Annotated in this window: 28 protein-coding genes and 2 pseudogenes; 8 read left to right on the forward strand and 22 right to left on the reverse strand. The window is 66.9% G+C overall.

What is annotated here, in order from left to right; translation table 11 throughout:
- Positions 1–32: 32 nt before the first annotated feature.
- Together BUS84_RS35930 and BUS84_RS35935 are read right to left on the reverse strand one after the other, a co-directional pair.
- Positions 33–914 carry an IS5 family transposase gene (locus tag BUS84_RS35930; protein WP_425293481.1) on the reverse strand — a complete coding sequence of 294 codons (882 nt, stop codon included), beginning with the start codon at positions 912–914 and terminating at the stop codon, positions 33–35.
- Between the two features lie 132 nt (positions 915–1046).
- On the reverse strand, positions 1047–1553 hold the full coding sequence (locus tag BUS84_RS35935) for a GNAT family N-acetyltransferase (protein ID WP_074318722.1): 507 nt from the start codon (positions 1551–1553) through the stop codon (positions 1047–1049).
- Positions 1554–1723: 170 nt separating this feature from the next.
- Here BUS84_RS35935 and BUS84_RS35940 point away from each other — a divergent pair, with 170 nt between their 5' ends.
- Complete coding sequence (locus BUS84_RS35940) at positions 1724–2896, forward strand: low temperature requirement protein A (RefSeq protein ID WP_074318723.1); 1173 nt, start codon at positions 1724–1726, stop codon at positions 2894–2896.
- A gap of 208 nt (positions 2897–3104) precedes the next feature.
- Here BUS84_RS35940 and BUS84_RS35945 read toward each other — a convergent pair whose 3' ends face one another.
- Positions 3105–3680: a GNAT family N-acetyltransferase gene (locus BUS84_RS35945; RefSeq protein WP_074318724.1), complete on the reverse strand. Its 576-nt coding sequence runs from the start codon at positions 3678–3680 to the stop codon at positions 3105–3107.
- A gap of 353 nt (positions 3681–4033) precedes the next feature.
- On the opposite strand from BUS84_RS35945, the gene BUS84_RS35950 reads away from it, so the two are divergent.
- Positions 4034–4729 carry an MOSC domain-containing protein gene (locus BUS84_RS35950; RefSeq protein WP_074318725.1) on the forward strand — a complete coding sequence of 232 codons (696 nt, stop codon included), beginning with the start codon at positions 4034–4036 and terminating at the stop codon, positions 4727–4729.
- Between the two features lie 270 nt (positions 4730–4999).
- Here the strand turns inward: BUS84_RS35950 and BUS84_RS35955 are convergent, their stop codons facing one another.
- Positions 5000–5761 (reverse strand): SHOCT domain-containing protein, encoded by a 762-nt coding sequence (locus tag BUS84_RS35955; RefSeq protein WP_143728623.1) that lies wholly within the window; start codon positions 5759–5761, stop codon positions 5000–5002.
- Between the two features lie 309 nt (positions 5762–6070).
- On the opposite strand from BUS84_RS35955, the gene BUS84_RS35960 reads away from it, so the two are divergent.
- Together BUS84_RS35960 and BUS84_RS35965 are read left to right on the forward strand one after the other, a co-directional pair.
- The gene (locus BUS84_RS35960; RefSeq protein ID WP_244298523.1) at positions 6071–6649 is read left to right on the forward strand and encodes an IS110 family transposase; all 579 of its coding nucleotides are present in this window, start codon (positions 6071–6073) and stop codon (positions 6647–6649) included.
- On the forward strand, positions 6627–7352 hold the full coding sequence (locus BUS84_RS35965) for a transposase (RefSeq protein WP_074307998.1): 726 nt from the start codon (positions 6627–6629) through the stop codon (positions 7350–7352). Before BUS84_RS35960 ends, BUS84_RS35965 begins: the two co-directional genes overlap by 23 nt.
- 280 nt (positions 7353–7632) lie before the next feature.
- Here BUS84_RS35965 and BUS84_RS35970 read toward each other — a convergent pair whose 3' ends face one another.
- Complete coding sequence (locus BUS84_RS35970; protein ID WP_074318727.1) at positions 7633–8529, reverse strand: IS982 family transposase; 897 nt, start codon at positions 8527–8529, stop codon at positions 7633–7635.
- A gap of 84 nt (positions 8530–8613) precedes the next feature.
- Here BUS84_RS35970 and BUS84_RS35975 point away from each other — a divergent pair, with 84 nt between their 5' ends.
- On the forward strand, positions 8614–9105 hold the full coding sequence (locus tag BUS84_RS35975) for an isochorismatase family protein (protein ID WP_084757745.1): 492 nt from the start codon (positions 8614–8616) through the stop codon (positions 9103–9105).
- A gap of 731 nt (positions 9106–9836) precedes the next feature.
- Here BUS84_RS35975 and BUS84_RS35980 read toward each other — a convergent pair.
- From BUS84_RS35980 to BUS84_RS36020, 10 genes are all read right to left on the reverse strand, one after another.
- The gene (locus tag BUS84_RS35980; RefSeq protein WP_244298850.1) at positions 9837–10175 is read right to left on the reverse strand and encodes an alpha/beta fold hydrolase; all 339 of its coding nucleotides are present in this window, start codon (positions 10173–10175) and stop codon (positions 9837–9839) included.
- A 160-nt stretch (positions 10176–10335) separates the two neighbouring features.
- Entirely contained in the window at positions 10336–10716 is a 381-nt protein-coding gene (locus BUS84_RS35985; protein ID WP_074318729.1) for a nuclear transport factor 2 family protein, read from the reverse strand.
- Positions 10717–11124: 408 nt separating this feature from the next.
- Positions 11125–12072 (reverse strand): DNA-3-methyladenine glycosylase family protein, encoded by a 948-nt coding sequence (locus BUS84_RS35990; protein ID WP_074318730.1) that lies wholly within the window; start codon positions 12070–12072, stop codon positions 11125–11127.
- A gap of 29 nt (positions 12073–12101) precedes the next feature.
- Positions 12102–12575: a GNAT family N-acetyltransferase gene (locus BUS84_RS35995; RefSeq protein ID WP_074318731.1), complete on the reverse strand. Its 474-nt coding sequence runs from the start codon at positions 12573–12575 to the stop codon at positions 12102–12104.
- A 35-nt stretch (positions 12576–12610) separates the two neighbouring features.
- Complete coding sequence (locus tag BUS84_RS36925; RefSeq protein ID WP_084757746.1) at positions 12611–13069, reverse strand: GNAT family N-acetyltransferase; 459 nt, start codon at positions 13067–13069, stop codon at positions 12611–12613.
- 80 nt (positions 13070–13149) lie between these two features.
- Positions 13150–13398 carry a hypothetical protein gene (locus BUS84_RS37960; protein WP_143728624.1) on the reverse strand — a complete coding sequence of 83 codons (249 nt, stop codon included), beginning with the start codon at positions 13396–13398 and terminating at the stop codon, positions 13150–13152.
- A 4-nt stretch (positions 13399–13402) separates the two neighbouring features.
- On the reverse strand, positions 13403–14641 hold the full coding sequence (locus BUS84_RS36005; protein ID WP_074318732.1) for an MFS transporter: 1239 nt from the start codon (positions 14639–14641) through the stop codon (positions 13403–13405).
- A gap of 102 nt (positions 14642–14743) precedes the next feature.
- Positions 14744–15124 (reverse strand): nuclear transport factor 2 family protein, encoded by a 381-nt coding sequence (locus tag BUS84_RS36010; RefSeq protein ID WP_074318733.1) that lies wholly within the window; start codon positions 15122–15124, stop codon positions 14744–14746.
- 374 nt (positions 15125–15498) lie between these two features.
- A complete protein-coding gene (locus BUS84_RS36015; protein ID WP_084757748.1) occupies positions 15499–16794 on the reverse strand; it encodes an MFS transporter in 1296 nt (431 codons plus the stop codon).
- A 226-nt stretch (positions 16795–17020) separates the two neighbouring features.
- Positions 17021–17449, reverse strand: a complete 429-nt coding sequence (locus BUS84_RS36020) for an OsmC family protein (protein ID WP_074308859.1) — start codon at positions 17447–17449, stop codon at positions 17021–17023.
- A gap of 376 nt (positions 17450–17825) precedes the next feature.
- Between BUS84_RS36020 and BUS84_RS41400 the strand changes: the two genes are divergently transcribed.
- Positions 17826–17978, forward strand: coding sequence for an Ada metal-binding domain-containing protein (locus BUS84_RS41400; protein ID WP_208869817.1), 153 nt, complete (start codon positions 17826–17828; stop codon positions 17976–17978).
- Here BUS84_RS41400 and BUS84_RS36030 read toward each other — a convergent pair.
- Both BUS84_RS36030 and BUS84_RS41405 read right to left on the reverse strand, forming a co-directional pair.
- Positions 17920–18183 (reverse strand): annotated as a pseudogene (locus BUS84_RS36030) (transposase family protein); the annotation flags it as partial. The gene BUS84_RS41400 and the pseudogene BUS84_RS36030 sit on opposite strands and share 59 nt — an antisense overlap.
- A 16-nt stretch (positions 18184–18199) precedes the next feature.
- A pseudogene (locus BUS84_RS41405) lies at positions 18200–18325 on the reverse strand (IS110 family transposase); the annotation flags it as partial.
- Positions 18326–18800: 475 nt separating this feature from the next.
- On the opposite strand from BUS84_RS41405, the gene BUS84_RS36040 reads away from it, so the two are divergent.
- Complete coding sequence (locus BUS84_RS36040; RefSeq protein ID WP_074318734.1) at positions 18801–20450, forward strand: hypothetical protein; 1650 nt, start codon at positions 18801–18803, stop codon at positions 20448–20450.
- Positions 20451–21006: 556 nt separating this feature from the next.
- Here the strand turns inward: BUS84_RS36040 and BUS84_RS36045 are convergent.
- The 4 genes from BUS84_RS36045 to BUS84_RS40460 form a co-directional block, all read right to left on the reverse strand.
- Positions 21007–21810, reverse strand: a complete 804-nt coding sequence (locus tag BUS84_RS36045) for a hypothetical protein (RefSeq protein ID WP_143728625.1) — start codon at positions 21808–21810, stop codon at positions 21007–21009.
- A gap of 152 nt (positions 21811–21962) precedes the next feature.
- Positions 21963–22472 carry a hypothetical protein gene (locus tag BUS84_RS36050; protein ID WP_074318736.1) on the reverse strand — a complete coding sequence of 170 codons (510 nt, stop codon included), beginning with the start codon at positions 22470–22472 and terminating at the stop codon, positions 21963–21965.
- A gap of 286 nt (positions 22473–22758) precedes the next feature.
- Positions 22759–23400: a transposase gene (locus BUS84_RS40455; RefSeq protein ID WP_244298851.1), complete on the reverse strand. Its 642-nt coding sequence runs from the start codon at positions 23398–23400 to the stop codon at positions 22759–22761.
- On the reverse strand, positions 23334–23882 hold the full coding sequence (locus BUS84_RS40460) for an IS110 family transposase (protein ID WP_342199641.1): 549 nt from the start codon (positions 23880–23882) through the stop codon (positions 23334–23336). Before BUS84_RS40460 ends, BUS84_RS40455 begins: the two co-directional genes overlap by 67 nt.
- A gap of 98 nt (positions 23883–23980) precedes the next feature.
- Here BUS84_RS40460 and BUS84_RS36060 point away from each other — a divergent pair, with 98 nt between their 5' ends.
- On the forward strand, positions 23981–25381 hold the full coding sequence (locus tag BUS84_RS36060) for an IS30 family transposase (protein WP_074308642.1): 1401 nt from the start codon (positions 23981–23983) through the stop codon (positions 25379–25381).
- Positions 25382–25620: 239 nt separating this feature from the next.
- On the opposite strand, the gene BUS84_RS36065 is transcribed toward BUS84_RS36060, so the two are convergent.
- Positions 25621–26070 (reverse strand): hypothetical protein, encoded by a 450-nt coding sequence (locus BUS84_RS36065; RefSeq protein WP_074318737.1) that lies wholly within the window; start codon positions 26068–26070, stop codon positions 25621–25623.
- Positions 26071–26420 lie beyond the last annotated feature (350 nt).

The following is a 26420-nucleotide window of genomic DNA, read 5'->3' on the forward strand; positions in this document are numbered from 1 at the left end:
AGATCGCCCTAGGCCGTGTTTCATTGGCGTGGTCATAGCCATTCGTTGATCGCGACGACGTGGAGGGTGGCCTGGTAGCGGACGGCCAGTTTGTCGTACCGGGTGGCGACACCACGGTGACGTTTGAGCCGATTGATGCCGCACTCCACGGAGTGGCGTTGCTTGTAGACCTCGGCGTCGAAGGCCGGAGGGCGGCCACCCTTCGACCCCTTCTTACGGCGGTTCGCCGCCTGGTCGGACTTGATCGGGATGCAGGCCTTGATGTCACGTCGACGCAGGTGTTCCCGGTTGGCCTTCGAGCTGTATGCCTTGTTGGCCAGCACACGGTCAGGTCGAGTTCGTGGTCGGCCACCGTCGGGGCGGGGAACCCGGATACCGGCCAGGACCCGGGTGAACTGCGGGCTGTCGCCGCGCTGCCCGCCGCTGAGCAGCATGGCCAGAGGCTTGCGACCCTGCTCACAGCCCAGATGAAGCTTGGCGGTCCAGCCCCCGCGGGAACGGCCCAGGGCGTGGTCGGCGGGCTCGGGCTCACCGCTGCCGCCGGGTGGTTCCTTCTGCACCTCGGGCCGGGTACGGGCACCGGCAGCATGTTGATGCGCACGGGCGATGGTGGAGTCCACGCTCACCTCCCAGGTGATCAACCCAGCGGCGTCGGCGCGGGTCTGCAACCCTGTGACGATCCGCTGCCAGACCCCGGCGCGCTGCCAGCGCCGGAACAGTCCATACACCGTCTGCCAAGGCCCGTAGCATTCCGGCATGTCGCGCCAGGGCGATCCCACCCGCACCCGCCAACGGATCCCGTCGATGAGCTGCCGTTTACTCCACTTCGGCGGACGACCTGGCTTCTCTCCAACGGGCAACAGCGGCGTCAGCGCCGTCCATTGCGCGTCGGTCAGGTCGAAACGCCTCGTCACCGCTACCCTGGCCACAACGTCTCCGGACTGATGGTCTTCATCTTGGTCGATGAACCACCTGCCGGAGACCTCGCTACATCTCGGGCACCGACACGCGCGTACTCGCCGGCTTGATTCGGCCTGAGCCGACTATTACTCGGCTTCGACCTCAGTGCGATAGGCAGTCAAGCCGCGTCGCTGATAGTTGCGTAGTGCATTCGGATGGTCCAACGAGCATGTGTGCAGCCAAACCCTGCGTACAGCCGGAGACTCCACGGCCTCACTGTCCCATGCTTGCCGGATGGTCAGCGTCAGCGCATGGCCACCGAGACCCCTCCCGACATATTCGGGCAACAGCCCAAAGGTGGTGATCTCCACATCTCCGTCAGGCTGGGGTTCCAAATTTGCAACCCCCACGGTCTCGCCCTTCAGGGTGATGAACCAGTACTGGCGCAGCGGACGACACCGCATCAGCTCCCGCCACTCTTCGTTCGTGCGAGACGCACTCCGCCACCCGTAGGGGGCTCCGACCTGAGCATTGGTGGCACGCACGAGCGGCAGGCCACCGTCAACGCGCCGTAGGAGAAGTTCCGGCACCACCTTCCCAGGCCGCAGGTCCTTGGCGTTATTCATCTCCAGGTAGGTGACAACCCTTGCCATCCCGGCAGGCTACCCATCGTTCCGAGTAGGCCCAACACGAGCACTTCTGAAACACGGCCTAGGTGGGTGATGTAGCGGCTTCCGTTGTTCCTGGCTCGTTGAGTGAAGTGATCACTGATACGAGGGGAACGCCATGACCGCTTTGGGACCCTGCGCTGGGCTGATGACAGATGGGTGAGCCGGGCGGCGAGCGGCTGATGCGCGAGGAAGCCAGCTGGCGGCGGGCTAGTTTCCTGGAGCTGTTCTTCGATCTCGTCTTCGTGTTCGCGCTCAATCAGATCAGCTTGCGGCTGATCAAGGACTTCAGCACCGGGCACCAGCTTCGGTTCGGCGAGCTGGCGGCGACCTTCCTGCTGTTCCTGATGCTCTGGACGTTGTGGCTGACAACGGTCACTCTGACCAGCCGATTGCACCCCGATGCACTGCCGGTCCAGATCATGGTGTTCCTGGCGGTGGCCGGGGCGGTGGTGATGGCCGTGGCGGTGGCGCAGGGGTTCGAGCAGCGGGCGCTCGTCTTCGCCGCCGCCTACGTCGCGTCCCGGATAGGCCGGGTGCTGCTCGCCCTGATCCTCCGCCTGGGTCAACGGGCCCCTATCCCGGTGCTGGTCTCAGTTAGCGCGAGCGCGGTGCTGTGGATCGTGGGCGCGTTGGTGGACGACCTGCTTGTCCGCGGCGTGCTCTGGGCCCTCGCGCTGGCCATCGACTACGGCGGGTACGCGCTCAGCGTTCGACGGACAGCCGGCGGACCAATCGCCGGCGAGCACCTGGCCGAGCGGTTCCAGCAGTTCTATTTGATCACGTTGGGTGAGGCGATCTTCGTATCTGGCAGGGCACTCACCAATAGCGACTTCGGCATCCCGCATGCGGCCGGGTTCGGTCTGGCGATCGTCACCACCGTGCTGCTCTGGCGGATCTATTTCTACCGGGCGGGGCTTACCCTGCCGATTGCCTTCACCCGCGCCCGGAACCCGGCCCGCGAGTCCCTGGCGGTCGCCGGGAGCCACCTGCTCATGATCGCCGGTGTCGTGCTCGCCGGTGTCGGTTTCGAGCTGTACATCGTCGAGCCGCTCGGCCGGCCGGAACCGCAGTGGCTCATCGCCATCCTCGGCGGATCCGCACTGTTCCTGGCCGGGCGGGCACCCTTCGAACTGCAGGTCTTCGGCCGGATCTCCCGATCACGGCTGGCCGGCCTGCTCGCCCTAGGCCTCCTGATCCCGGCCACGTGGTACGCGCCACCGCTGGCCACCGGTGCCGCCGCCACTGTTGTACTGGTCGGAATCGCCGCCTCGGATGCGTGGCGTGCCCGAGGCCGGGCACCCGAGCCACCCGCCCCACGGATCTGACCCACCAAAGCGGTTCGGGCACCGCGTGTAGCAGCGTCCGTAGCAACAACGCTGGACGAAGCCGGACGATCACACACCCGGGTTGCATGCGATCCTCGATGCCGGTCAAAGCGCGGTCAGCGGCCATGAGAGTGCCTGGGGCTGGCCCCTCGACGCAGCGAAGCGAAGCACCCGGATGCCGGGCGACGTCATGGGAGGGAGAGAGGAATCAGCGGGCGGGCACCGGTTCGGGCGACGGCCGCCACTCTCGCCTGATCAGCCCGTAGACCCACGAGTCGGAGACCTCGCCGTTCACGACGCAGTCTTCCCGCAACGTCCCTTCACGCACGAACCCGAGCTTTGCCAGCACCCGGGCAGATGCCACGTTGCGTGTATCGGTCTCGGCCTGGACTCGATTCAGGTTCAGCGTGTCGAATGCCCAATGCAGCAAGGCGCGCGCGGCCTCCGTCGCGTAGCCGTGACCCCACGCTGCATCGTCGAAGCAGTAGCCCAGCGATGCGCTGCGGTAGTCCGGATTCCACCGGTTCAGGCTGCACCAGCCGATGAACGACCCGTCCGAGACATGATCCACGGCCAGGCGCGCCCCGGTGCCTCCCTCTACCATCTGCCGGCAAGCCGTGATGAACCGCTCGGCGCGCACGCGTTCGCTCCACGGTGGTGGCGCGTCCCAGTAGCGCAGCACGTAGGCGTTGCTGTGCAGCGCGAAGAGATCGTTCGCATCCGCGTCGTCGAAGGGACGCAGTCTAAGGCGAGTGGTGTGCAGCGTGGGGGTGGGCAGCGACATGTGTGTCGTGTTCCCTCCTGTGATTGGTGGCCGATCAACCAGACATCCGGAACCGGCCACTTGCAATGTATTTCTTCGGAGGGGCGGGCGGAACGACGTGCTCGCTCATCGGCAGAAGCGGATGCCTGGCACACCAGCCGTCGTGGACAGTCGACGTCACGGTCCGTATACGGCATGCTCGAGGCCCGTGTAACCCATCAACCGAAGTCACCGCGTAACGCATCATACGGAGTACGACACACCGTCACCAGAATTGCCGGGTCTCAGGACCTCCGTGACAGATCAGTCTCATGACCCGCGTGACACATCCGGCTAGACGATCTTCCTCGGGTCGGCGATCTAGGGTGAGGTCGATGAAGCTAGCCGAGATTCGCCGTTATCCGATCAAGTCACTGCTCGGTGAGCAGCTCACTACAGCCGAGGTCGACCAGCGAGGACTAGTTGGTGACCGCTTGTGGGCCGTGCGTGACGCGGACGGGAAGTTGGGCAGTGGGAAGAACAGCCGTCGCTTCCGGCGGATGCGCGGCTTGTTCACGCTGCGCGGACATTCTGGTGATCCGGTGCCGGTCGTCGAACTGCCAGACGGAAGTCGCTTCGCTGCGGACGAGCCCGCGGGGCATGAGACTGTCAGCGAGGTGCTCGGCCGTCGCGTGACGATCGAGCGCGAAGCGGAGGTCATGCACCATGACGAGGGCCCGGTAAGCCTCATCACCACCGCCGCCCTACGGCGGCTCCATGACCTGTTAGGGAAGTCGGTCGACCCAGTGCGGTTCCGGGCGAATCTGCTCGTCGACGTACCGGGCAGCGACTTCCCAGAGGATGGCTGGCTCGGGCGAGCCGTCCGCATCGGTTCCGAGGTGGTGTTGCGACCACGCCGGCGACTCACCCGGTGCGTCATGATCGACCTTGCGCAGGAGGACGCTCCACAGCATGGACACCTCTTGCGGACCGTTGCCGAGCACCACGACATGACGTTCGGCGTGTGGGCAACAGTCGAACAGCCTGGTCGTATCCGGCTACAGGACGCGGTCGAAGTCACCCCGGCCTGAGACCCCACCAAGCCCCCGGAGTGTCACGCAGGTCCTGATACCGATCTGTCACGGAGGTCCTGAGACCGGACACACCGTCACTAGAATGTCCTCCGTCGACTGATGTGCGACACGTGTCCGCCAACTGATCTGCGACACCTCAGCACGCTGATCGCGGCATGTGCGGGCGTTACCGCGCAGTGGCCGATGGCGGGAGGTGCGAGTGTGACCCTGAGGGCGCGCAGCTGCGTCTCCCGCCGGGTGGATACCAGCATGTCTGACGTGCTGGTATCAGGGGCCACCGAGCAGTTGCTGGCGAGCCGCAGCGAACTCCTCGTCGGTCAACTCGCCGCGTTGATGCTGCCCGACCAGCACCGACAGTTGGGAAATCTGGCCGATGATCGGACGGGCTGCCCCAGCGACCGGCGCTGGCGCCGAGTCCCCCAGGTAATGAGTTGCTGGCGCCGAGTCGGCCAGGTAATGAGTTGCTGGCGCCGAGTCGGCCAGGTAATGAGTTGCTGGCGGCGGTGCCAGCTGTCTGACCGGACGGAAGAAGCGGTTGGCTGAGGGTCGCGCGAGCAGCACGACGACGACGATCAGGGCGAGCATCGCGAAGAGGGCAAAGCCGGCGCTGAGGTACTGATAGGCCGGCGGGTACGCGGCCGGCAACCGCTGGACGAACGTGTTAGTTCCGGAGGCGTCGCGGGTGAACGCGGACACGTAGAAGATTCCGCTGAAAGCGGGCGTACCAGCTTGACCCAGACCGCAGAAGCTGCACATCAGGGACAGACCGATCGCGATCCAGGCGATGATGCGGCCCGCGAAGTGCCCCGCACGCACTGAGGCCGCGATACCCAGTAGGACCAGTGCTGCCACGGCGGTGATCAACGCCGCGACGTAGGGCAATGCCGAGGCCAGTGGTTTGATAACGTCAAAGGCGCGTGGGTCGACTTCGGAGGTGTTCAGTGCCTCCCGCACACGGTCCGGGTACGCAGCTGCCCCAACGGCGACCGCCATCGCGTCTGCGAGATACCCGACGGCCACGACGGTCATCAGAGTCACTGCAATCGTTACTGACCGCGGCCGTCCACCGACCTTCGCCCGATCCACCATCGGCACTCCCTTCTCAACGGTTGCCGGTGACGCTAGCAGCGGCCGTCGATGGGACGCGATCGGCGCCTCGACACACTCTCGGCATAGAAAGACGTTCTGCGTGTCGATGCAGGACGTAGGAACGTCCCCCTGATGCGCTTGTCGGGCTTGGTGTCCCATCGCAGGAGGAGGACGTTCATGGGTAACGGTAGCGGTGTGTCCCGGGGTGATCGCAACCGCAACGCGCGGCTTGCTCGGCTGCGGGCGTTGGTGCCGGTGACCAACGCGATCGTGGGGATCGACTTGGCCGACGCGAAGCAGATGGTCGTAGTCACCGATCACGACTCGAAAGTGTTGGCCCGTAAGACATTCCGCTGCCGCGCCTGGAATCTCGGGGCAGTGTTGGACTGGGCCGCCGAGCGGGCCGCGGCGAAAGGCTGGGCGGGGGTGACGGTGGCGTGCGAGCCGACCGGGCACCGCTGGCGGGTCCTCGGCCAGCTCGCTGCGGACCGGGCGATGCCGTTCGTGTGCGTGCAGCCGATGCTGACCTCGTGGGCGCGGCGCAGCGAGGACCTGACCTCGGACAAAACCGATGAGAAGGACGCTGTGCTCATCGCTCGGCTGACCGCGCAGCTGCGCTGCTACGTGCCGGAGCCGATCGATGAGACCTGGGGCCGGCTGCGGCATCTGGGCGCCCGCCGCGAACAGCTCATCATCGAGATGGTCAGCCAGGTCCAGCAGATTCGCGCCCTGCTCGAGTGTGTCTGGCCCGCCGCGCTCGATACCGCCAAGCAGCCGTTTCGGTCGGCGCACCTGGGCTGCAGCGATGACGGTGATCTGCCAGCGTGACGGCGGCGACCTCGCCCGCACCCGACGCCTCGGTGCGGCCCGGTTCGAGCAGGCCGTGCGCCGTGAGATCACCCGCCGCGGCGGGTGCAAACCCTCGCTGCGCATCCTGCGGCACCTGTTCACCGCCTTGGCCGACCCCACCGGGGTGATCGCCCACCGGCCCGGTGCACTGGAGCGGGTCGCGTTCCTGCTGCAGGACTGGCACACCGCCACCGACAAGCTCACCGACACCGAGACCCGGATGACCCGCGTCCTCGACGAGCTCAAGCTGACCGATCTGGCCACCTCCCTCCCCGGCCTATCGGCCGTCGGCGCCGCGGCGATCCTCGCCGAGACGGGTGACCCGAACCGGTTCGCCACCGCCCGCGCCCTGGTCAAGCACGCCGGCCTCGCACCGCGGGAGAAACTGTCCGGCACGTTCGTCGGCCGCACCAAACTCACCGGCCAGGGCCGACCCGCGCTGCGTCTGGCCGCCTGGCGGGCAGTCTGGGGCGCCCAGCGCAGCAATGCCGTCTATGCCGCCCGCTACCAGCATTTGACCACCCGGGAGACCAACAAGCTCACGGCGACCCAAGCCCAGACCGTCATCGCCGCGGCGATCCTGCGCCAGTTGCACGCCGTCATCACCACCGGACGAGCGTGGAACGCCGACATCGCCACCTACGGCAGCCACCACCGCAGGCAGGTGGCTCTAGCCGCCTGATTCTTCGTCGCGGCGTTCAAGCTGACGGCCGGGGCGAGCCCTACGCGGCATTGAGACACGCACTGTGACCTCGCCTGTCATCATGGGCAGCCCCGGCCCGTCGTCTCATCAACCCGATTACACGCTGCCGGGGACCAACCCCATCACCGCTATGCAGGGACAGACGACGGCCGAGGCACCGACCAGAAGCTTGACCAAAACGACTTACGCTGATGACAGGACGTTTCGTCGGCGGCCAAACCTGCCGCCTCTAGATGAATGAGTCCGAAGTGCGGGCTGGTCAGTGGTCGTAGGCGATGAGTGATCGTTTGCTGGGTGCGCCGATGTTGGTGTTGTGCCAGATGCAGGTGGCCATCGCGAGGAGGCGCTGGCCGATACGGGCGTAGATGCCGCCGCGGGTACGAGATCCGTGGTGTTCCAGGCTGAGCTGGCCTTTGAGCGTGTCGAAGATCGCTTCGATCCATTGGCGCATGCGGAGCAGGCGCTGCTCGGCTGGGCTACTGGCCGGGTCGCTGGTGTTGCGGCGGGCGGGGCGGACCAGGTGCGCACCGAGGTCGTCGAGGAACGTCTCGAAGTCGGCGCCGGCGAAGCCCCGGTCGGCGAGGATGACCTGCCCGGCGTGGATCAGGTGGTGGTCGACTTCCAGAAGGGCGGCCATCACCTCGCGTTCGCCGAATTTCGGATTCGCCAGGCACCAGGTCACCGGCATCCCTTCGACGGTGGTGACCAGATATAGGCGCATGCCCCAGAAGTAGCGCGAGTGGCTGGCGCAGTAGCCGTACCCGGCGTCGCCGGCCAGGTCGGAGCGTTTGGCGGTCTCCCTGGACGTGCCGCACGGCACCGGGGTGGAGTCGATCAGCCGCAGGATCGGCACCCCGGTCGTGGTGACTTCGGCTAGGCGCCGGATCGCCTCGGCGATCAGTGGGCCGGCCGCGCGCAGCCGTTTGCCGTACCCGGACTGGTCGGGGATGTAGGGGAACAGATGGCGCAGGTGCTTGCGGGCATAGCGGATCCAGTGCCGCTCGCGCGGGAAGTCGAGCAGGACCTGGGCAATTGCCAGGCACAGCAGCTCGGCGTCCGACAGCAGCGGCGGGCGTCCGATCCGGCGACGCCCGATGACGTGATCGTCGCAGAACACGTAGAGTGCCGTGAGAAGGGTGTCAAGGTTCGCTGTCACACGCAAACAGTGACACCCTTCGCCGTGCGGTCAAGCGAGTCGAGGGTCGCCGGACGGGTCACGATGCCGACTATGATCATCTCCATGACCACCGCTCTCGTACTGATCGACCTGATGCCGCGAATCATCGCTCTGCCTGTTGCCCCGCACTCCGGCCAACAGGTTCTTGAACGGTGCGGTCGGCTGGCCAAGGCGTTCCGCGCGAATGATCATCCGGTGGTTCTGGTCCGGGTGGAGCGGCCGAACGTGTCCGAGCAGCCACCCGGCAGTGACTTCGCCGATGGCCTGGTCCAACCCGACGACATTGTGGTGGTCAAGCGCACCATCGGGGCATTCCACAACACCGACCTGCACGACCAGTTACAGAGTCGTGGGGTGAACACACTGGTCCTCGCTGGGCTGGTCACCACGATGGGGGTGGAGTCCACGGCGCGGGCGGCCAGCGACTACGGCTACGAGTTGGAGTTCGTCGCCGACGCGATGTCCGGCCTCGCCGCCGAGGAACACAAATTCACCATCGAGAAGATCTTTCCTCGGTTCGGCAAGGTGCAGAACACTGACGCCTACGACCACTGACCAGCCCGCACTTCGGACTCATTCATCTAGGTCGCTGGATCTGTCGCACCTCAGTTGGCGGACACGTGTCGCGGATCTGTTGTCGGATCACACACCGTCACCAGAATCCCCGTGAGAACTTTCTGTACGTCTTCAAGGCGGCCCGCAACGGGCCGCACGCGCCGCCGCGAGGGCGCGCGCCGGCCGCTGCCGCTGTCGCTCTGCGGCCGTCACGCCGGACGCCCGGCGGCCGGCGCGGACAGCGGGTAGCCCGGAGGGCCGCCGCAGAACGACAGCCCGTTGACCGGTGGTGTGGTGGGCCGCCAGCCGGCCGGGCCGCGCGGCCAGCACCGCGCGGCGTAGCGGAGCGCACGCCGCCGCGTCGGCGAGCTAGCGGCGGTCGCGGGGTTGCGGTTAGGGCTGCCTCCGGCGGGGGCGCTCCGGCTCCAGGATGGCCGGGGCTCCGTCGGCCGGTCACGGTCCCTGGGTGGCCCCGCGCCATCCCGCCTGCCATCGACCAGGGCAAGCCGAGCAGACCACCGCCCGACCCGCCAGCCTTCGAACCTGCGTCAAGGTCGTCTTGACCTGGCGGGCCGGGCGGGGCCCGCTCCGCCAAGAGGGCGGGTCGACGGCACACCGGATGGCGCGGGGCCATTTGAGACCGGGGCATGCCTACTGCTAGCGATCAGGAGGAGCTAGATCTGGACTAAGAGTCGACCCCCAGCCAGCCGGGTCCCCGCGGAACTCACTCGTCAGCTGCGCGTTCGGCGCAGCCAGTCCTGGGTGAGCGACCGCAGCAGCGCGGGTTGTTCGAACGGCAGGTAGTGCCCGGCCGTGTCAATCACGGTGAAGGTGCCTCGGGGATAGTGGCGCATGGAGCGGAACTGGTCGAAATAGCCGACTATCCCGTCCTGTCGGCCGGTGATCACGCTGACCGGACCGCCGAAGACGATGTCGGCATCCTCGTCGGGAAGCGCGAAGTCCGGGCCCCCTCGCAGATCTTCCTGGAACTTCTCATCGCCAGGCCCGCCGGAGTCCAGGGCCGCGAGCAGCGTCGCGACGACAGCCGACGTGCGATGACCCAAAGCCATGTCAAGGTGTGCGCGCAGTTCGGCGGGGGCACCGTCCAGCCAACCCGTGGGCGCTTCGGGCGGCTCAAACTCAGGCAGGTCCCGGCCTTCTCGCGAAATTTTGGTGGTCCCTACCCGAGTGCAAAGATGCCTCGCGACCAGGAGCCTCGGTCGACCGGCGTCAGGCGCCCGGAGCGATCGCGCAGGCTGAGACGCAGACCCAGGTGCCCTCACGCTTCTGGTACACGTCCGTGTACAGAGCTTCCTGCTCCGCGCCGTCCGCGATCATGGTGTATGAGGCGCGGCCGTGGATCAGAGCAACGTCGCCGAGGATGCGGATCTTGGCCTCGCGCAGCGCGAGATCCTTGAAAGGGCGCGGGTTAGCGATGTACTCGAGGTACTCGTCGCGGTTGCGGGTGACACCCGGTGTCTGCACGATGAAATCTTCAGCAAGAAACTCACTGAAGCGCTTGGCATCGCTGGCCTGGTCCGCATTGTTGTAGTCAAGGTTGAGCTGCTCGAGAATCGCCAGGTCTTCGGTGGACTGCTTGGTGTCATTCATTTTCTTGCTCCTTCTGTGTGTGGTTCGACGTTTGCTGTAGGTGGGCACAACGAACGGCGTTATGGCCCGAGTGTTTAGTGTCGGTTCGCGGCGCCGTCCTAGCAACGACGTCGCGATCTCGCTCGTTTCTCGACGCCGTCCCGCCGCAGCCCGCTCCGGTCCGCGTGGTGTGACGCCGAGGGGCGGTGTAGCTAAGGATGGTGAGCCGACGAGGCGCCAAGTCGGCCCAGGGTGAATGTCCCCAGCGAGCCCGATAGAAGATACGCATGAGATGCGGCCCGCCGGGCACTATCGTACAACAGGGATCTGCTGCAGGAACGGATCTGTTGAACGAAGGGTTGATGGCTTCACCGGTCCCGGTTCGGCCGCAGCGCGTGCCGATGCGTGGGCGGTTCGGCCGCGGAGTCGTCAGTGGACGCGGTGGTCCTGGATCGTGATACGCGGGCCGAATCGGGGTTTGCGGAATCCGCTGGCGCCGATGAGCCGCACGATTCGCTGCCGGTGCCCACGCCACGGCTCGAGCAGCTCGAGCATCCCGTCATCGTCGACGGGGCTGCCGGTGAGCGCCCAGCCGACCTCCTTTGCGAGGTTGTAGTCGCCGACGCTCACCGAATCCGGATCGCCGTGGGACCGCTGGGTGGTTTCGGCCGCTGTCCACACGCCGACGCCGGGGATGCTGCGCAGACCGGCGCCGACGCGCTCATCGCCGGAGTCGAGACTTGCCAGACGATCCACGGAGGCGGCGACTCTGCTCGCGGCGATGGCTGTGCGGGACTGTGACGGCTGTACACCGGCCCGGTGCCAGGCCCAGGATGGGATGAGGCTCCACTCCTGCGCGCTCGGCGTGACTCGCAGGCCGTGCGGTGCCGGTCCCGGCGGGGCAGAGCCGTAGCGGACGACGAGGTAGCGCCAGGAATGGTGCGCCTGCCGACCGGTCGTCTTCTGCCCGAGGATGGCAGCGACGAGCGCGGAGAACACGAGTCCAGTTCGAGTGAGGTGCAGGCCGAAACACCGGCGGCGTACCTCAGCGAGCCGCGCGTGACCGGAGAGGTCGAGCCCGCTCCAGTCGTCGCGCGCGCCAAGCAAATCCGGCACGGACGTTCGCGCCCACTCGGCGCCGTCTCCCCACGCCCGGATCCGGAACGCACCCCGATCCGCACCCGCCCCCATCTGAACGTGCAGCGTCGCGGGGCCGTCGGGGGTGCGCACCGCGCGCCAGAACCCATCCGGCGTTGAGAGGAACGTGGGGTCGCCGTTACCGGAGAAGAGCGGCCGCACCGTCGCCCGCAGGTCCACCTCGTGGCGAGGCCGGTACACGTCCTCGTGGACGAACTCGGGGTCCGCGTCGAGGGGCATGATGTGAGCGTAGAGTCGGCGAGGGTAGCTCAACCGAGGTCGCGTTCGAACGCGGCGAGATGCTCGTCGTCCTGGCCTCCCGCGGGTTCGTGCTTGGGGTACGCGCCGGAGCCGGGATGGATCTTATCGATGAGGTCGGTGTACTCCGGGTTGCGGGCAATGAATTCACCCACGACCGGGCAGATGATAGTGATTTTCTTCCCGCTCTCGCGGATCTCTTTTAGGACGCGAGAGACGAGTTCCGTGGCTACCCGATGGTTGCGGTAGGCGGGATCGACCCAGGTCGTCAGCAGAACGACACGGCCGCCCACGAACCGGTACGGGAGTTCGGCGATCGCTTCGGCACCGAGGGTGGCGACCCATCGCCCGTGCTCCGCGTCGTTGATGACATCGAGCTCCCAGCTGGACTCCACCTCGCTAAGACCTGACTTGTTTAAAGCGGCGATGATCGCCGCGTTGTTCTCTTCGCGGGCGACCGCCTCGGCCTCGAGATTGATCGTCATCGTCACACTTTCTGTCGGTGAGCTAATAGGTGGGTTTAGGACCGGGGTGACCCTTTGGTCACTCCCGGGTGCTCAGGGTCGATGAGGTCGGTGTACGCGGGGTTGTGCTCGATGAAGGTGCGCACGATCGGGCACAGGATGGTAACGGTCTTGCCTTGCGCGCGCACGTCGTCCAGGACGCGTCGGATCAGTTCGGTGGCGATGCCCTGTTTGCGGAACTCGGGGTACACCAAGGCGGCCAGCAGCACGAGTCGGTCGTCGCCGGCGAGATTGTAGGTCAGCCCGGCGATCTCGCGGTCGTCGACGATGGCGTCGTAGATGCCGGCTTTCTCGTCGTTGACGAGGGCGAAGTCGAATGCGGGGGCATGGGGGTCATCGAGCACCTCGTCGATGATGACGGCCTGGTCCTGACTGAGGGTGCCTTTCTCGTCGGGGTGTGCGGCCTCGTCGGGGTACTCGAAGGCGTAGCGGGTCGGCTCGGCTGGGCCGGTCATGGGGGTGTCCCTTCGTTAATGGTCATCAGATCGGTCCCGGGTCGCGGCGATAGTCGGCGTCGGCGACCTGCAGCTGGATTTCACCCTCTGTCGACGACATGCGGCTGGACGAGTACGACCATCAGATGGGTCTTCCAGTACGCGTCATACGACGTCAGGGACCCGTTGGCCCAGACGCTCGCCGCAAGCGTCCCCACGAGAAGGAACAGGACGCCGATCCGGTTCTGTCCCATCGCGCCGATCCGTCCGGCGATCGATGGGCGTCGACGAAAACGGTCGGTGCCCCGCTCACGGCCGCGTGAGGTCTGGATGACGGTGAGGTTCGTCACATGATTACTCACCGTGCTGGCTGTTCTCGGCCGTGTCGGTGTGCGCGTTGCGTGCGGCGATGGCGGTGAACAGGGTGGCGATGAGGGCGAGTGCACCGTAGCCGAGGGCGATCTGCGGGAGCGAGAAGGTGTGGGAAAGCTGGCCGGCGATGAGGGCCGGGATCGTAGCGCCGCTGTAGCAGAGTAGGTAGATCACGCTGAAAATCGGTGCCCGGTCGGCCAGTGTGCTTCCGTGCAGCAGACCGCGAGTGGCGGCGCTGATGGCGATCCCTTGAGCGGCGCCGGCGACGATCGTTGCGGCAATGAACAACGCCAGTGTGCCGGTGGCGATCGCTGTGATGATGCCGATCATTCCGGCTAGGAAGGCGATCATGCCGAGACGTTGGGCTGCCGTTGTTGTGAACCGGCCGCCGAGGGGAGCGCCGAGAACGCTGGGACCCATGTAGGCGGCGAACACCAATCCGACGATGAGCGGGCTGCTGGTGTGGAGTTGATCCTCGACCAGCGCAGGCACGAACGCTTGGTAGAAGGCCCCGGCCGCCCAGGTGGCCAGGAACACCGCCGCCGCGACGGGGAGCAGATGCCTGACCCGGGCCGGCACGTAGACCCGGGGTCGCAGGGATCGCCAAGCACCCGGCATTCGAGTCACGGTCTCCGGGCTGACGGCAATGAGACCGACAGACAGGAGGAGAAGGCCGATGACAACCAGGAAGATGAGGTCGCGTGGCCACGGCCCGAACTGAACCAGGGCGCCGGAGGCGATGGCGCCGACGGCGAGGCCAAGCATGACTGTCTGGCTGGAGGCGACAGAGGCCAACCACGCAGGCCTGGCGGGTGCGGCGTCGACGATGTATGCAGTGAGGCTGCTACTGGCCAGACCGGCACCAAGGCCCATCAGGAGCCGGCCGGTGATCAGGATGCCGATGTCGTGCACGTTCAACAGCAGCACACAGCCCAAGAGGAGCAGGGCGAGGCTGGCGATCGAAATGGGCCGTCGGCCCAGATGATTGGACAGTCGCCCCAGCACCAGCAGCGTGGTCAGAGTGGCGGCGGAGTACGCGACGACGGTCATCGAGATGCCGGCGTTGGTGAATCCGTCCTCGGCCCGATAGATGTTGAACAGCGGGATCGTCGAGCCCACAGCGGCAAACGCGGCCACCAGGGAGACCACCGCAGATATGAAGGTCAGCCGGAGCGTTCTGCCCCGGCCGGCCACGTTGGTCACTGGTGCCGTGTTGAGCATCGAGCTGCGCCTTTCTGTTGTCCTGAACTATTCCTTGGCTCCCGTGTGGTCCCTACCCGAGTGCAAAGATGCCTCGCGACCAGGAGCCTCGGTCGACCGGCGTCAGGCGCCCGGAGCGATCGCGCAGGCTGAGACGCAGACCCAGGTGCCCTCACGCTTCTGGTGCACGTCCGTGTACAGAGCTTCCTGCTCCGCGCCGTCCACGATCATGGTGTATGAGGCGCGGCCGTGGATCAGAGCAACGTCGCCGAGGATGCGGATCTTGGCCTCGCGCAGCGCGAGATCCTTGAAAGGGCGCGGCTTAGCGATGTACTCGAGGTACTCGTCGCGGTTGCGGGTGACACCCGGTGTCTGCACGATGAAATCTTCAGCAAGAAACTCACTGAAGCGCTTGGCATCGCTGGCCTGGTCCGCATTGTTGTAGTCAAGGTTGAGCTGCTCGAGAATCGCCAGGTCTTCGGTGGACAGCTTGGTGTCATTCATTTTCTTGCTCCTTCTGTGTGTGGTTCGACGTTTGCTGTAGGTGGGCACAACGAACGGCGTTATGGCCCGAGTGTTTAGTGTCGGTTCGCGGCGCCGTCCTACCAACGACGTCGCGATCTCGCTCGTTCCTTACCGGCACGGTCCCGCTCAGAGCACGGGTCGAGAGCGCGGCTCATAAGGTCGATGCCGCACTCGACGGAGCGCTCCATCGGGAGCCCAACGCCGACACGGCCCACGAGATCGAGTCTGTGGCTATTCGATGCGGAGAATGCCGCACGCGCGGTCCTTGCTGGCACCGCCACTGCGGCTCCCAAGAGCGCCGAGTGCGCCCGGGACTCTGAGCGTCCGGCCACCCCTGACTCGCTCCGGTCTCCTCATTCTCTCCGGACGAGTGTCACGAATCGCGTCGCCACCGCGGCGAGCACGGCGGAGGCAAGGACAATGAACCCCGCCGTGAGGAACACCGTCTGCAAGGTTGTCGACGAAACAAGGATCGCGCCGAGGCCAGACCCTGCCGCCAGGGCTATCTGAAGGTTCGTCACATTCACCGCCGACGCGGCTTCCGGGATTTCCGGGGCCGCGTCGAGTATCCAGACCAGCGTTCCCGGGTTCACGATTCCCCAGAACAAGCCCCACAGCACGAGCAACAGGCCAGCCACCCAGGGTAAGGTGCCCGCGCTCGCCAGCCCGACGAGCAATGCGGCCACTACCGTCGCCGACCCGGCGAAGCTGCCGATTACTCCGCGCTTGAACAGCGATCCGGCGACGAGTGAGCCGACGATGCCACCGCAGCCGTAGATGACGTACAGCAGGGAGATCACGTCGCTGGACAGATGCGTGTGGTCCATCAGGAACGGGGTGACATAGGTCCAGGCGGCGAACTGTCCGATGAACACCACCGCGCCGGCTGCCATCCCCAACCGGGCGGCCCGCCGCGTCACGACTTCTACGAGATCACGCAGGTGCGTACGGCCGTCTGGCGGAATACCCGGCAGCACGACCCTCTGCACAACCACGACGAGCAATGTCGCCGCCGCTGCAATGGCGAAAGTGAGACGCCAGCCGACGAGGTTGCCGAGGAACTGTCCCGCAGGCAGCCCTACCACCGTCCCACCCGAAATACCCGCCGCGATGATGGTGATGGCGCGAGTTCCGCCCGCCGGACCCACCAGCTTGGGTCCGACCGGTGAGACCACGGTCCAGAAGGCTCCGAGGGTGGCGCCGAAGAGCATCCGGGCGATCAGCACCAGGACGAAGTTCGGCGCCACCGCGACGACCGCGTTCGACACCAGCACCGTCAGACCCAGGACGACGATGACCGAGCGCCGGTTGAAGCGGCCGGAGCCGAGGAAGAACAGCGGCGCCGACACCGCGGCGCTGACACCCGGCACGAGCACCATCAGCCCTGCGAGGCCGAGCGAGACATGCAGTCCGTCGGCGATCTGCGGCAGCAGCCCCACTGGCAGCGTCTCCGTCATGACGATGACGAACGCGCCGAGCGCGACCGCACCGACGGACGCCCAGCCCCGCCTGCTACCGGGCTCCCCAGCAGTGGCGGCAGCGCGGGCGGCTGCAGGCTGAGTCGGGACGGCCGCGGTGCACGTCGATGCCGTGACCACGCGCACCTGCGGTGCGTGGTGTGTCGGCGTCGCCTCCGCGTGCTCGATCACGCGTTCTCCTCACTCATCGCATGCTCCTGACCGGGCTCTGCTCTGTAAGCACCCCAGGATGTATCCGCGCGAGTCACGCGGGCAGTCAAAACAGCTCACGTTGCGATCTATAGGCGCCGCATCGCGTTCAAGCTGTCGCGGTCGATGGACTCACTGTCGCCGCCTGGGGCGGAACGACAACTGCTTGCTGCATTGCCGTGATCGCCGAGCGGCCAGTGGCCTGATTTCAGCGCGGTCCGATGAACTCGGTCCTCACGCTCCATGCGAACTGGATCAGCAGGGTCACCGGGGACTTGTCGGCGATGTCATGCATCACCTTCAAGTCGTCGGGGTCAGGGTCTTCGCTCAGTGTGATCGTGCGCTGCAGGTAGCGCTCTGCGCCGTCCTGCTCGGGTTCGTGGTAGTCGATCTCGACGGTGATGTCGCCGGCGGTGTCGTACTTGTAGTCGACGTACTGCCTGAGGGTCTGAGCGGTGCACGACGCGAGCGCCATCAACAGGTACTCCGTCGGCGTCGGGCCGTCGCCGAGTGCGCCGTGGTGCGGTTCATCGGCGACGAACGTGAAGCCGCGGGTGGTCATGTCCGTGCGCCGGCGCTCAGTGGCCGGAAGGACAGCTCGGGCGGATGCGACGACACGATCCCGATCGGTTTCCATCTGCCGTGCCTTCCTGTAGATCCTGGTAGTGAGGGTCGAGGTACGCGGATCCAGCGGCAGCCGTGTCGCTGTCTGAGCGGGGGCAGCGGCCGGGCGTGTCACTGCATGACCGGGTACCTCCGCAGGCTAACCTCCGTGGACTGGATAGTCCAAGTCGGTCACTCGTTGCTAGAACCGCTCGGCGCTCGTGAAACCGCCCCCTCAGGGTGTTAAGGTGCACTGAGAGGCGGCTAGGACCACGATGCCCCCAGGTGAACTCGTTCACCGCCAAACCCCGAGATGGACTCATTGGTCCGTTAGGGGCTAGGATGTGCCGTCGTTCACGCATCAGGGCGGCGATCGTCATCGCCTCCCGCGGCTCGGGCGGACTCCCGCGGTGAAGACGACCGGCACCTACTTTCGGCCATCGTGTCGCGCCAAGACCCCTCGCACGGAAGACGTCGACTTTCACCCGACAGCGGCCAGTGCCCAGCTCGCTGGATGGTCTTCTGCCTGCGGAACAGCTTCGGCCGGTAACGGTGGCGCTTGAACTGCGTGCGCACGCTCCCGCCGTCTCCTTGGTAGCCCTTGTCCGCGAAGGTCATCACGTCGGCGCCGGTCAGCGAGTCGATGATGCCGTGAGCGCGGGCGGCGCTGAGGTCGTGGGTGGCGCCGGGCAGCGCGGTCGATGCCCAGATCAGCCGACCCGCCGCGTCCGCGATGACTTGCACGTTCACGCCGTGCCGCTTGTGTTTGATGCCCCTATGTTCGTCAACTGGTAGCGGTCGTGGGTGTTGCGGTGATGATTTTGAAGATTTCGCGAGCGATGTAGCGCTTGAGGCAGCGGAGGATGTCTCGTTTGGTGCGGCCGTCGGTGGTGCGGCGCTGGACGTAGGCTCAGATCCCCATTGACGCTGCCTGACCCATACCGACCAGGCTCCCCCCAGCGGGGGTCGTGCTCCATTGGGCGTGCGGAAACCACCGGCCCGAGCGATACGAGCCGCCCTCCGGCAGTCCATAGCTTCAGGGCCAGGTCGTGCGCCTACTCTCTCGACCACTCGCGGAAGCAGCAAGGAAGCACCGAACGTGCCGCCTGCGGGCGACACTCCACGACAACATGCGGGGCGATGGCCGAGCTGAGAGGCACGGAATGACAACCGATGGCAGCAGACGATGCGCCGCACCGGCGTTCCGCCGGCCGCCATACCTGAATCTCCATCGCGGTCGTGCTACGCCCCGTGTAACGCCTCCGGCGACGACATCGCCCTATACCAATGGGGCGACGATCTTGTCGCCGACCCGGCACCGGCCTCCGATCACGACACGCCGGCTCGCCGGGCATCACGGGGTATCAACCGAAGGGAGACCGCGTATGCGGTTCCGCACAGTGGCCCGCTCGGCCCTGGCATCGGCGCTGGTCGCGGCGACCGGACTCGTCGCCGCCGTCGCACCCGCGCAGGCCGCGGACAGCAGCACCGTTCTGCAGGGGGTGAAGTTCGTCAAGGACATCGCCGCCGGCAACGGCCGGCTGTTCATCTCCGCCAGCAATCAGATCGTCGTCACCGACGACAGCGGCACCCCGGTCGGCGCCGTCACGGGGCTCGCCGAACCGCACGGCCTGGCTGTCACGCCGGACGGCAGCCGCCTCTACGCGGCGCTCAACGGCTCGAACGAGATCGCCGAGATCGACACCACGGCCCTCACCGTCACCCGGCGGTTCGACCTGGCTGCCTACCCGTACCCGACGTACCTATCGCTGGCGGGCGACCGCCTCTGGGTCGGGCACGGCCCCACCAACAGCTGGAGCGGCGGTGTCGTGGGTCTCGACCTGTCGGCGACGACGCCGGAGCCGGTCCGCATCGCCAGCGGCCTGTACGGCCCACCGAAGATCGCCGCCGGCGGGTCCACCGTGGTGGCCGGTGAGAACGGAAGCAGCCCCGCCGACCTGTACGTGTACGACGTCAGCACCACCCCCGCCACCCTGCGCGGGGTGCTCGACGGCCACGACAACAACTTCATGTACCTGAAGGACATCACCATCACGGCGGACGGTTCGAGAGCGATCACGGCGTTCGACTCGCCGTACCGCTACGACATCTGGGACACCGCCAGCCTGACCAGGGTCGGCGCGTACGGCGAGGAACCCACCTTCGTCGGCTTCCCGCACGCCGTCGCCCTCAGCCCGGACGGTGCCCACGTCATTGGCGCACGCGCCTCCCGTGACCGCATCGAGCTCGCCGGCCCCCGCATCGCGGTGTACGACGCGGCGACGACCACGAAGCGGCACACCGCCGACAACCCGGCCGGCCAGGTGGTGGAGGGCGCACTCACCTTCTCCGGCACCGACGCCTTCACTGTCCTGTATGAGATGTCGACCGGGCGCTACACGTTGTGGCGGCTGCGGGGCGCCACCCTCGCGGCGTCCTCGGTGACCGCGACCGCCCCGGCCACCGGGACGGCGCTCGTACCGCTCACCGTGACCGGCCGGCTCACCCTGTCCGACGGGTCGGCACCCGGTGCGCGGCCGCTGGTGGTGACGCGCCGGCACCCGGACGGCACCAGTGCCACGCTCGCCCCAGTGACGACCGCCACCGACGGCGCCTTCAGCATCACCGACACGCCGCCGGTCGGCGGGACCGTCCACTACGAGGTGCTCTGGGACGGCAACTCGGCCTTCCGCTGGAGTCAGGCGGCGGCCACCGTCGAGGTGGCCCGGCAGCCGTCCACGCTGAGCCTGACCGGCCCGAGCACGGCCAACACCAGCCGGCAACTCCGGTTCAGCGGCGTGCTGAAGACCCCCGGGCGGGCACTCGCCCCGGGCACCACGCTCACGGTGACGCGCATCCTCAACGGCGAGGACATCACCACCGTCTACCTGCCGACGGTGACCCCCGCCGACGACGGGACCTTCCGCTTCACCGACACGCCCGGCGCGGCCGGCGAGTACACGTACACCGTCCGGTGGGACGGCGACGCCACGTTCCTGCACGCGCGGGCCGACCACGTCGTCGTGGTCCGGTAACACGCCCCGTGGCTTCGACGGGGCCGGTCTCCTTCCCGGGGGCCGGCCCCGTCCCGTGCTCAAAAGTCGATCCGCATCACGACCCGCCGCAGGGGGGCCGGCTGACATCGACGTACCCGGCGTCGGCGAAGATGCTCCGACTGCCGACGTGCAACTCGCCCCAGGGACGTCCCGCCCCGGCCGCGTGACCATCGGGTACCCCTCGACGCGGGCGCCCCGCTGGCGGGCCAAGTCCGCGGGATCGATGGTTACGACGAGATCGGCGATTCCGAATGCGGAAACGCCGAGGAGCCAGAGGCGGTACGACGAGAGGCGAACCAGCCTGGGTTGAGTGTGTCCTAGCCGGTCGCGGACAGCAGCGTGGGAGGTGTTCCAAGCCCCTGATCAAGGCCCAGGGCGGGTGGCTGCGAGACAGGCAAGGTGCTTCGGTGGGAGTTCGACACGGAGGACGAGGCCCGCGCGTCCGGCGTCTCGTCCAGGCCGACGGGGCCGGTGACGCGAGCAGACCGGCGACGCGGCCACGCAGCCGCCGAGTTGAGGCGGCTGGCGGCCGGCATTACGGCTCGGACGTGGCGGGCGCGTCGGTGATGTTGCGTTCCAGCTCGCGGGGCAGTGACTGCCAGGAGGTGTAGGTCGAGGTGCGGAAATCTGGGTCGCCTGGGCGGGCGGTGGTGCGTGCAACGCGGTGGAATCCAGCAGTGTCGTGGTCGATCCGCTTGAAGGAGGCGACGACGCGCCAGCTGGTGCTGGCCCACGGAGGTCGGACTCCGCCCAGCCGGTCTGGCGTTTCGGGTTTGTCTGCGAGGGTGTCGAGTTCCGGTTGGGGCGGCATGCGGATGCCGGTGAAGTCGAGGGCGACGAGAACGGGTGCGACGGAGTGCCGGTCGTCGTCGATGCGGGCAACCCGCAACAGCACCAGATGCCCGTTGGCGGCGCGGTAGCTGAGAACATCGCCGGGTTGCAGGTCGGTGACGTGTCGCCTGGGACGGCGCACCTTCTTGCGCTGAGGCTGTGGGCCGATCAGTTGTGCGCGTGCCTTGTCCAGGACGTCCCGGCGTTTGGCAGCAAGGCGAGGGTTGTCCGACCACCTCGCTAAGTCGGTCCCGCTTTCGATGGCGGCGAGGGCGCGCTCGCGAACCCTGGGGTCGAGGCGTCCGAGCTTGGACTGGGTGACGGCCATGGCCAGCCAAACCGATGTGGCCTCGTCCGGGTCGTCGAGCGCATCGGCATAGGAGTCGAGCATGCGTTGGGTGGCCTCGTCGTCGTCCAGGCCGTCTTCGAGCATCTCGCGGTACTCGTCGCGCACGTCACAGGCCGTGTCGTCGGAGAGCAGGCCAGGCCCCCAGGCGCCCATGGTCACCCCCTATGCGTTCACGTGTCCGCGCCTGGACAACCTGCCACAGGTTCGGCTCGCCGTCACCTAGGGCCGGCTGCCGGCCAGTGTCGGGTCTCAGGACCTGGGGTGACAGATCAGTCTCGGGACGTGGGTGACACTTGCGGCTAGACCGCCGCCTACTGGCAGCCGTGGGACAGTGTGGAGACGGCCAGGAGGGTGCGCGAGTCAAACCGGGTCGCCCAGGGCTGACCTGCCTCGGTGACCTCAATCTCGTGGTCGCTCAGGAATCGGGCGGTACCGAAGGTGCCCTCGGGACCAAGTCCATCGAATGGCGTGGCGAAGCATGCGAGGTCCTGGTTGGCCTCCCGACTCCTCAGCCCCGCCCGCGACCGGATACGTAAGACATCAAAGCCCGTCATGAATTCGGGGTAGTGCAGCAGGACCACCTCGAACGAACCGTCTGAGGAAAGGGCTACAACTTCAGTATCCCCGTCTGACTCCACGCCGTAGAGCGACGGCCCCAAAAACTCGACGCCACTACAGGCCGCCATCAACGCCAAGACGGTCGCGACCACAGCCACCGCCCGCGCGAGTGCTGGCCGCAGGACAAGCCACGCCGCGACGCCGAGCAGCACCGATGCGGCGAACAGCACAGCCGCCACGACTGACGTGCGGCCGAACGGCATGAGGTGTACGTAGTGCCACGGATTGCGCCAGGCAACGAGACGGCTGGCACCGCAACGACGACCAGGCCGGTGAGCACGATTGCCATAACCCGCCGACGGACGATGTTCATCGGTCGTTGCTCGATCAATCGCTCGATCACTCGCTCATCGTGATTGATCGCCCAGGCCCCAGGTACCCCCAAGCCGTGTCACCCGGGTCCTGATACCGATCTGTCACGCAGGTCCCGAGACCGGACACCGGATGCCAGCCAAAATGTCGGGCTCCGCTTGACGCTTCTATGGCTCGTCAAGTCCTTCCGGCGGTTTCCATGAGCCGGAACATGTGTCGGGCGGTGTAGCGCTTGAGGCAGCGGCGGATCTCGGCGTCGGATTTCTGTTGGGCACGTCGGCGGGTGAGGTAATGCTGGGTGGGTTCGTGGCCGTGGATCATGCGCCAGTTGACGATGGTGTGTAGGGCTCGGTTGAGTTGCCGATCGCCGAAACGGTTGAGCCGGTGACGGGTGATGCGGCCGGAGGATGCCTGCAGTGGACTGACGCCGGCGAGGGCGGCGAAGGCGGCTTCGGAGCGGCATCGGCCGGGGTGGGACCAGGCGATGATGAGGTGCGCGGCGCTGACTGGGCCGACGCCGGGTTCGGCCAGCAATGCGGGCATGATGGTATCGACCAGGTCGTGGAGTTGGCGCTCGTTGGCGCGGATCTCTCGGTCGAGCTGACGGATGCGTTGGGCCAGGTTGCGTAGGGTCTGTCGCAGGACCCGCTCGGCGGCGGTGTGGCGGGCGTGGACCCTCAGTAGGGCGCATGCGGCTGTCTGCCGCGGGGTTGACTGTCGGCGTAGCGGCTCGCGCAGCTGGTCGGGTGCGATCAGCAGCAGTGCTTTGAATACGTTGATCGCGGCGGTGCGGGTCGCGTTGGCGTGTTCGCGGGCCACGAGCAGGATGCGTAATGCTTCCCGGTCGCGTCGCTGCGCGGCTGGGCGTGATGTCCTGCGGCCAGGGTGGTGCAGGCGGCCAGGCGGGCATCGGACGGGTCGGACTTGCCGCCTGGTCGGCGGCCGACGCGTTGCGGCCGACCAGCTTCGACGACGTGCTGTCCCGCAGCCAGGAGGGCGCGCAGCAGCCCGGCTCCGTGCGAGCGGCAGCCTTCCACCGCCCAGATCAATCGCGGGCCTGGCGCCTGGTGAGCGGCCCAGGCGATCAGCTCGCTGTAGCCGTCAGGGCTCGCCTCGAAGGTGACGGCCGCGACCTCGCGGCCAGTGCCATCGACCAGGCAGGCGGTGTGCGTGTCGGTGTGGTTGTCCACGCCGATGACGGCGTCGACCGATTCTGCGAGCATGGGCATCAGGCCGCTGCTCCTTCCCAGAGGCGGTGGTTGACGTTGGCACCGGCCTGGGTGGAGACACCTACGGCACATCTGTGATGAGCCACGCCACACGGCGGGCAAGCTTCTGATCAGGCCAGACGGGGCGGATTCCAGTGGTCGTTGCAACACCTCAATCAAGGGGTGTGTGCATGGGTAGGCCACCAGGTTGGGTGACGGAGGTGACGGGCAGGCCAGCGATGCGATCGCCGGGCCGGCCGGGTGTGAACGAGCACCGGGAGGTGCGGCGGCAGTTCTGGCGTCGGATCGCCGAAGGTCTGTCGAGCGAGGAAGCTGCGGCGGCGTGTGGTGTGTCGCAGCCGGTGGGTGGGCGCTGGTTTCGTCAGGGTGGCGGTATGGCACCTTTGTCGCTGGTTCCGCCGTCGGGCCGGTATCTGTCCTTCGCCGAGCGTGAAGAGGTCGCGCTGCTCAAAGCACAAGGCAAGGGCGTGCGAGAGATCGCTCGAGCGGTAGGCCGTGACGCGTCGACGATTTCGCGAGAGCTGCGCCGCAACGCCGTGACTCGTGGCGGCAGCCTGGACTACCGTGCCGTGGCCGCGCAGTGGCATGCCGAGCGTCGTGGCCGTCGCCCGAAAACCGCGAAGCTGGCGGCGAACCAGCTGCTGCGCGACTACGTGCAGAAGCGGCTCGCCGGCACGATCACCGACGTTGATGGTCGGCCGATCCCGGGCCCGAACGTGCCGTGGAAGGGACGCCGGCACGGGCGTCGCGCAGATCGGCGATGGGGCACGGCCTGGAGCCCGGAACAGATCAGTCGGCGGTTGCGGGTGGACTTCCCGGATGATGAGTCGATGCGGATCTCGCACGAGGCGATCTATCAGTCGCTCTACGTTCAAAGCCGCGGTGCGCTGCGCCGTGAGCTGACGGCGTGCTTGCGCACCGGCCGGGCGTTACGGGTGCCGCAGGCGCGCACCCGTAGACGGGGCAAGCACTTCCTCAGCCCAGAGGTCATGATCAGCCAACGGCCGGCGGAGGTCACCGACCGGGCCGTGCCAGGCCATTGGGAGGGCGACCTGATCATCGGCCTGGAACGCTCGGCCATCGGCACGCTGGTCGAGCGCAGCACCCGGTTCACGATGCTTCTGCACCTGCCCCGCATGGATGGCTACGGTCAGCAGCCTGTGGTGAAGAACGGCCCGCCGCTGGCCGGGCACGGCGCCGAAGCGGTCCGAGACGCTATCGCCGACCAGATCACCAACCTGCCCGAGCAGCTACGCCGCTCGCTGACCTGGGACCAGGGAGCCGAGATGGCCCAACATGTCCAGCTGCGTCTGGACATCGGTCTCGAGGTCTACTTCTGCGACCCGCACAGTCCCTGGCAGCGCGGCACCAACGAGAACACCAACGGACTGCTGCGCCAGTACTTCCCTAAAGGCACCGACCTATCACGACACAGCATCACCGACCTCGAGGCCATCGCCGCCGTGCTCAACAGTCGGCCCCGCAAGTCTCTGGAGTGGAGAACGCCAGCAGAGGCCCTGGACGAACACCTAAGATCAATCCAACAGGCCGGTGTTGCAACGACTCCTTGAACCTAAGCGGTGAGCCAGGCCGGTGCCAGCGATCAGAGACGACAGGTCAAGCGCAGGGCACGCCATCGACGGCCAGATGCGTTAGGAGTCAGTCCCTGATCACCGGCATCGATCCTGGCAGGAGTCCACCCAGGACCACCACCGCGAGCCTCACAGATGCGTTACGGATCGCTGTCACTTGATTCGTGACACGTCCGGCTAGGCGATCTTGGTTGTTCCTTGGCTCAGGTTACTGGTTTTCAGTCCCAGAAGTTGAACAGCAGCTCGCCGGCGGTGGTTGGCTTCCAGTAGCGGATCTGGTCGTGCTCGCCGGGGTGGAGATTGCTCAGGTCGACCTGTGACAGAGGGGTCTGTAGCTGGTTGACGGTGAGGACCTGGACGTCGGTCAGGTTGGTGATGGCGGCGGCGAGGTCGGGGTGGTCGACGAACGTGATGGTGACGTCGCCGTTGGCGTGGGGGCGGGCGAAGGCGATGAACGGCAGCGTGGTGTGCCGCAGCACCGCGATGTGGTGCTGCGCCTGGGTGATGTCGATCGTGTGGAAGTTCGGCGTGACGCCGGCAGGGGTCACGCCGGTGACGGTTGCGCCGATGGCGCGGGCGGCGTGGTGACACGTGGCGGTGAACCGGGCTGAGTCCGCTTGATGGCTGGAGCGCGGGTTGAAGCCGGTCGTTCCGGGTGGCGGCTTCATGGTCGGGCTCCGTGGTCGTCGCGGTCGGTGCAGGCTATCCGACGCTGTCGAGGGGGTTCGGGTTTGCGGACCTTGAACCGGGCGATGGGTTTGGGGGTTGTGCAGGCACTTCGGTGAGGAGCTGGTCGCCGTCGTGGACGCGGAAGGTGGTGTCGGCGTCTTCGACGGTGAGGGTTCGACCGGCGTGCTCGATGCCGACGTGGATTTTCTGGCCGGCGATGACGAGTACCGCGGCTCCTGACGCGTCGTTCGACGCGTGGTGGTTCGGTTGCCGGGTGGGTGGGGTCCGGCGGGGCGGGCGTCGCGGATGCGGGCCTGCGCCATTGGGGTGAGCGGGTTGGGCAGGCTGC

It is taken from the genome of Micromonospora cremea (assembly GCF_900143515.1).
Taxonomy (GTDB): domain Bacteria; phylum Actinomycetota; class Actinomycetes; order Mycobacteriales; family Micromonosporaceae; genus Micromonospora; species Micromonospora cremea.

Coding starts and splice junctions, on each gene's coding strand:
- BUS84_RS35995 (WP_074318731.1), bottom strand. CDS start 12,575: ATGACGATCAATCTCGAGGCCGAGGCGGTCGCCCGCGAAGAGAACAAC.
- BUS84_RS36925 (WP_084757746.1), bottom strand. CDS start 13,069: ATGACCGGCCCAGCCGAGCCGACCCGCTACGCCTTCGAGTACCCCGAC.
- BUS84_RS35975 (WP_084757745.1), top strand. CDS start 8,614: ATGACCACCGCTCTCGTACTGATCGACCTGATGCCGCGAATCATCGCT.
- BUS84_RS35980 (WP_244298850.1), bottom strand. CDS start 10,175: ATGGCTTTGGGTCATCGCACGTCGGCTGTCGTCGCGACGCTGCTCGCG.
- BUS84_RS36060 (WP_074308642.1), top strand. CDS start 23,981: ATGGGTAGGCCACCAGGTTGGGTGACGGAGGTGACGGGCAGGCCAGCG.
- BUS84_RS35945 (WP_074318724.1), bottom strand. CDS start 3,680: ATGTCGCTGCCCACCCCCACGCTGCACACCACTCGCCTTAGACTGCGT.
- BUS84_RS35990 (WP_074318730.1), bottom strand. CDS start 12,072: ATGCCCCTCGACGCGGACCCCGAGTTCGTCCACGAGGACGTGTACCGG.
- BUS84_RS35955 (WP_143728623.1), bottom strand. CDS start 5,761: ATGACCGTCGTGGCCGTCGGGTATCTCGCAGACGCGATGGCGGTCGCC.
- BUS84_RS36040 (WP_074318734.1), top strand. CDS start 18,801: ATGCGGTTCCGCACAGTGGCCCGCTCGGCCCTGGCATCGGCGCTGGTC.
- BUS84_RS40460 (WP_342199641.1), bottom strand. CDS start 23,882: ATGTGCCGTAGGTGTCTCCACCCAGGCCGGTGCCAACGTCAACCACCG.
- BUS84_RS35985 (WP_074318729.1), bottom strand. CDS start 10,716: ATGAATGACACCAAGCAGTCCACCGAAGACCTGGCGATTCTCGAGCAG.
- BUS84_RS35965 (WP_074307998.1), top strand. CDS start 6,627: ATGACGGTGATCTGCCAGCGTGACGGCGGCGACCTCGCCCGCACCCGA.
- BUS84_RS36005 (WP_074318732.1), bottom strand. CDS start 14,641: ATGCTCAACACGGCACCAGTGACCAACGTGGCCGGCCGGGGCAGAACG.
- BUS84_RS36020 (WP_074308859.1), bottom strand. CDS start 17,449: ATGGAAACCGATCGGGATCGTGTCGTCGCATCCGCCCGAGCTGTCCTT.
- BUS84_RS35935 (WP_074318722.1), bottom strand. CDS start 1,553: ATGGCAAGGGTTGTCACCTACCTGGAGATGAATAACGCCAAGGACCTG.
- BUS84_RS36010 (WP_074318733.1), bottom strand. CDS start 15,124: ATGAATGACACCAAGCTGTCCACCGAAGACCTGGCGATTCTCGAGCAG.
- BUS84_RS35940 (WP_074318723.1), top strand. CDS start 1,724: ATGGGTGAGCCGGGCGGCGAGCGGCTGATGCGCGAGGAAGCCAGCTGG.
- BUS84_RS35950 (WP_074318725.1), top strand. CDS start 4,034: ATGAAGCTAGCCGAGATTCGCCGTTATCCGATCAAGTCACTGCTCGGT.
- BUS84_RS36065 (WP_074318737.1), bottom strand. CDS start 26,070: ATGAAGCCGCCACCCGGAACGACCGGCTTCAACCCGCGCTCCAGCCAT.
- BUS84_RS36050 (WP_074318736.1), bottom strand. CDS start 22,472: ATGCCGTTCGGCCGCACGTCAGTCGTGGCGGCTGTGCTGTTCGCCGCA.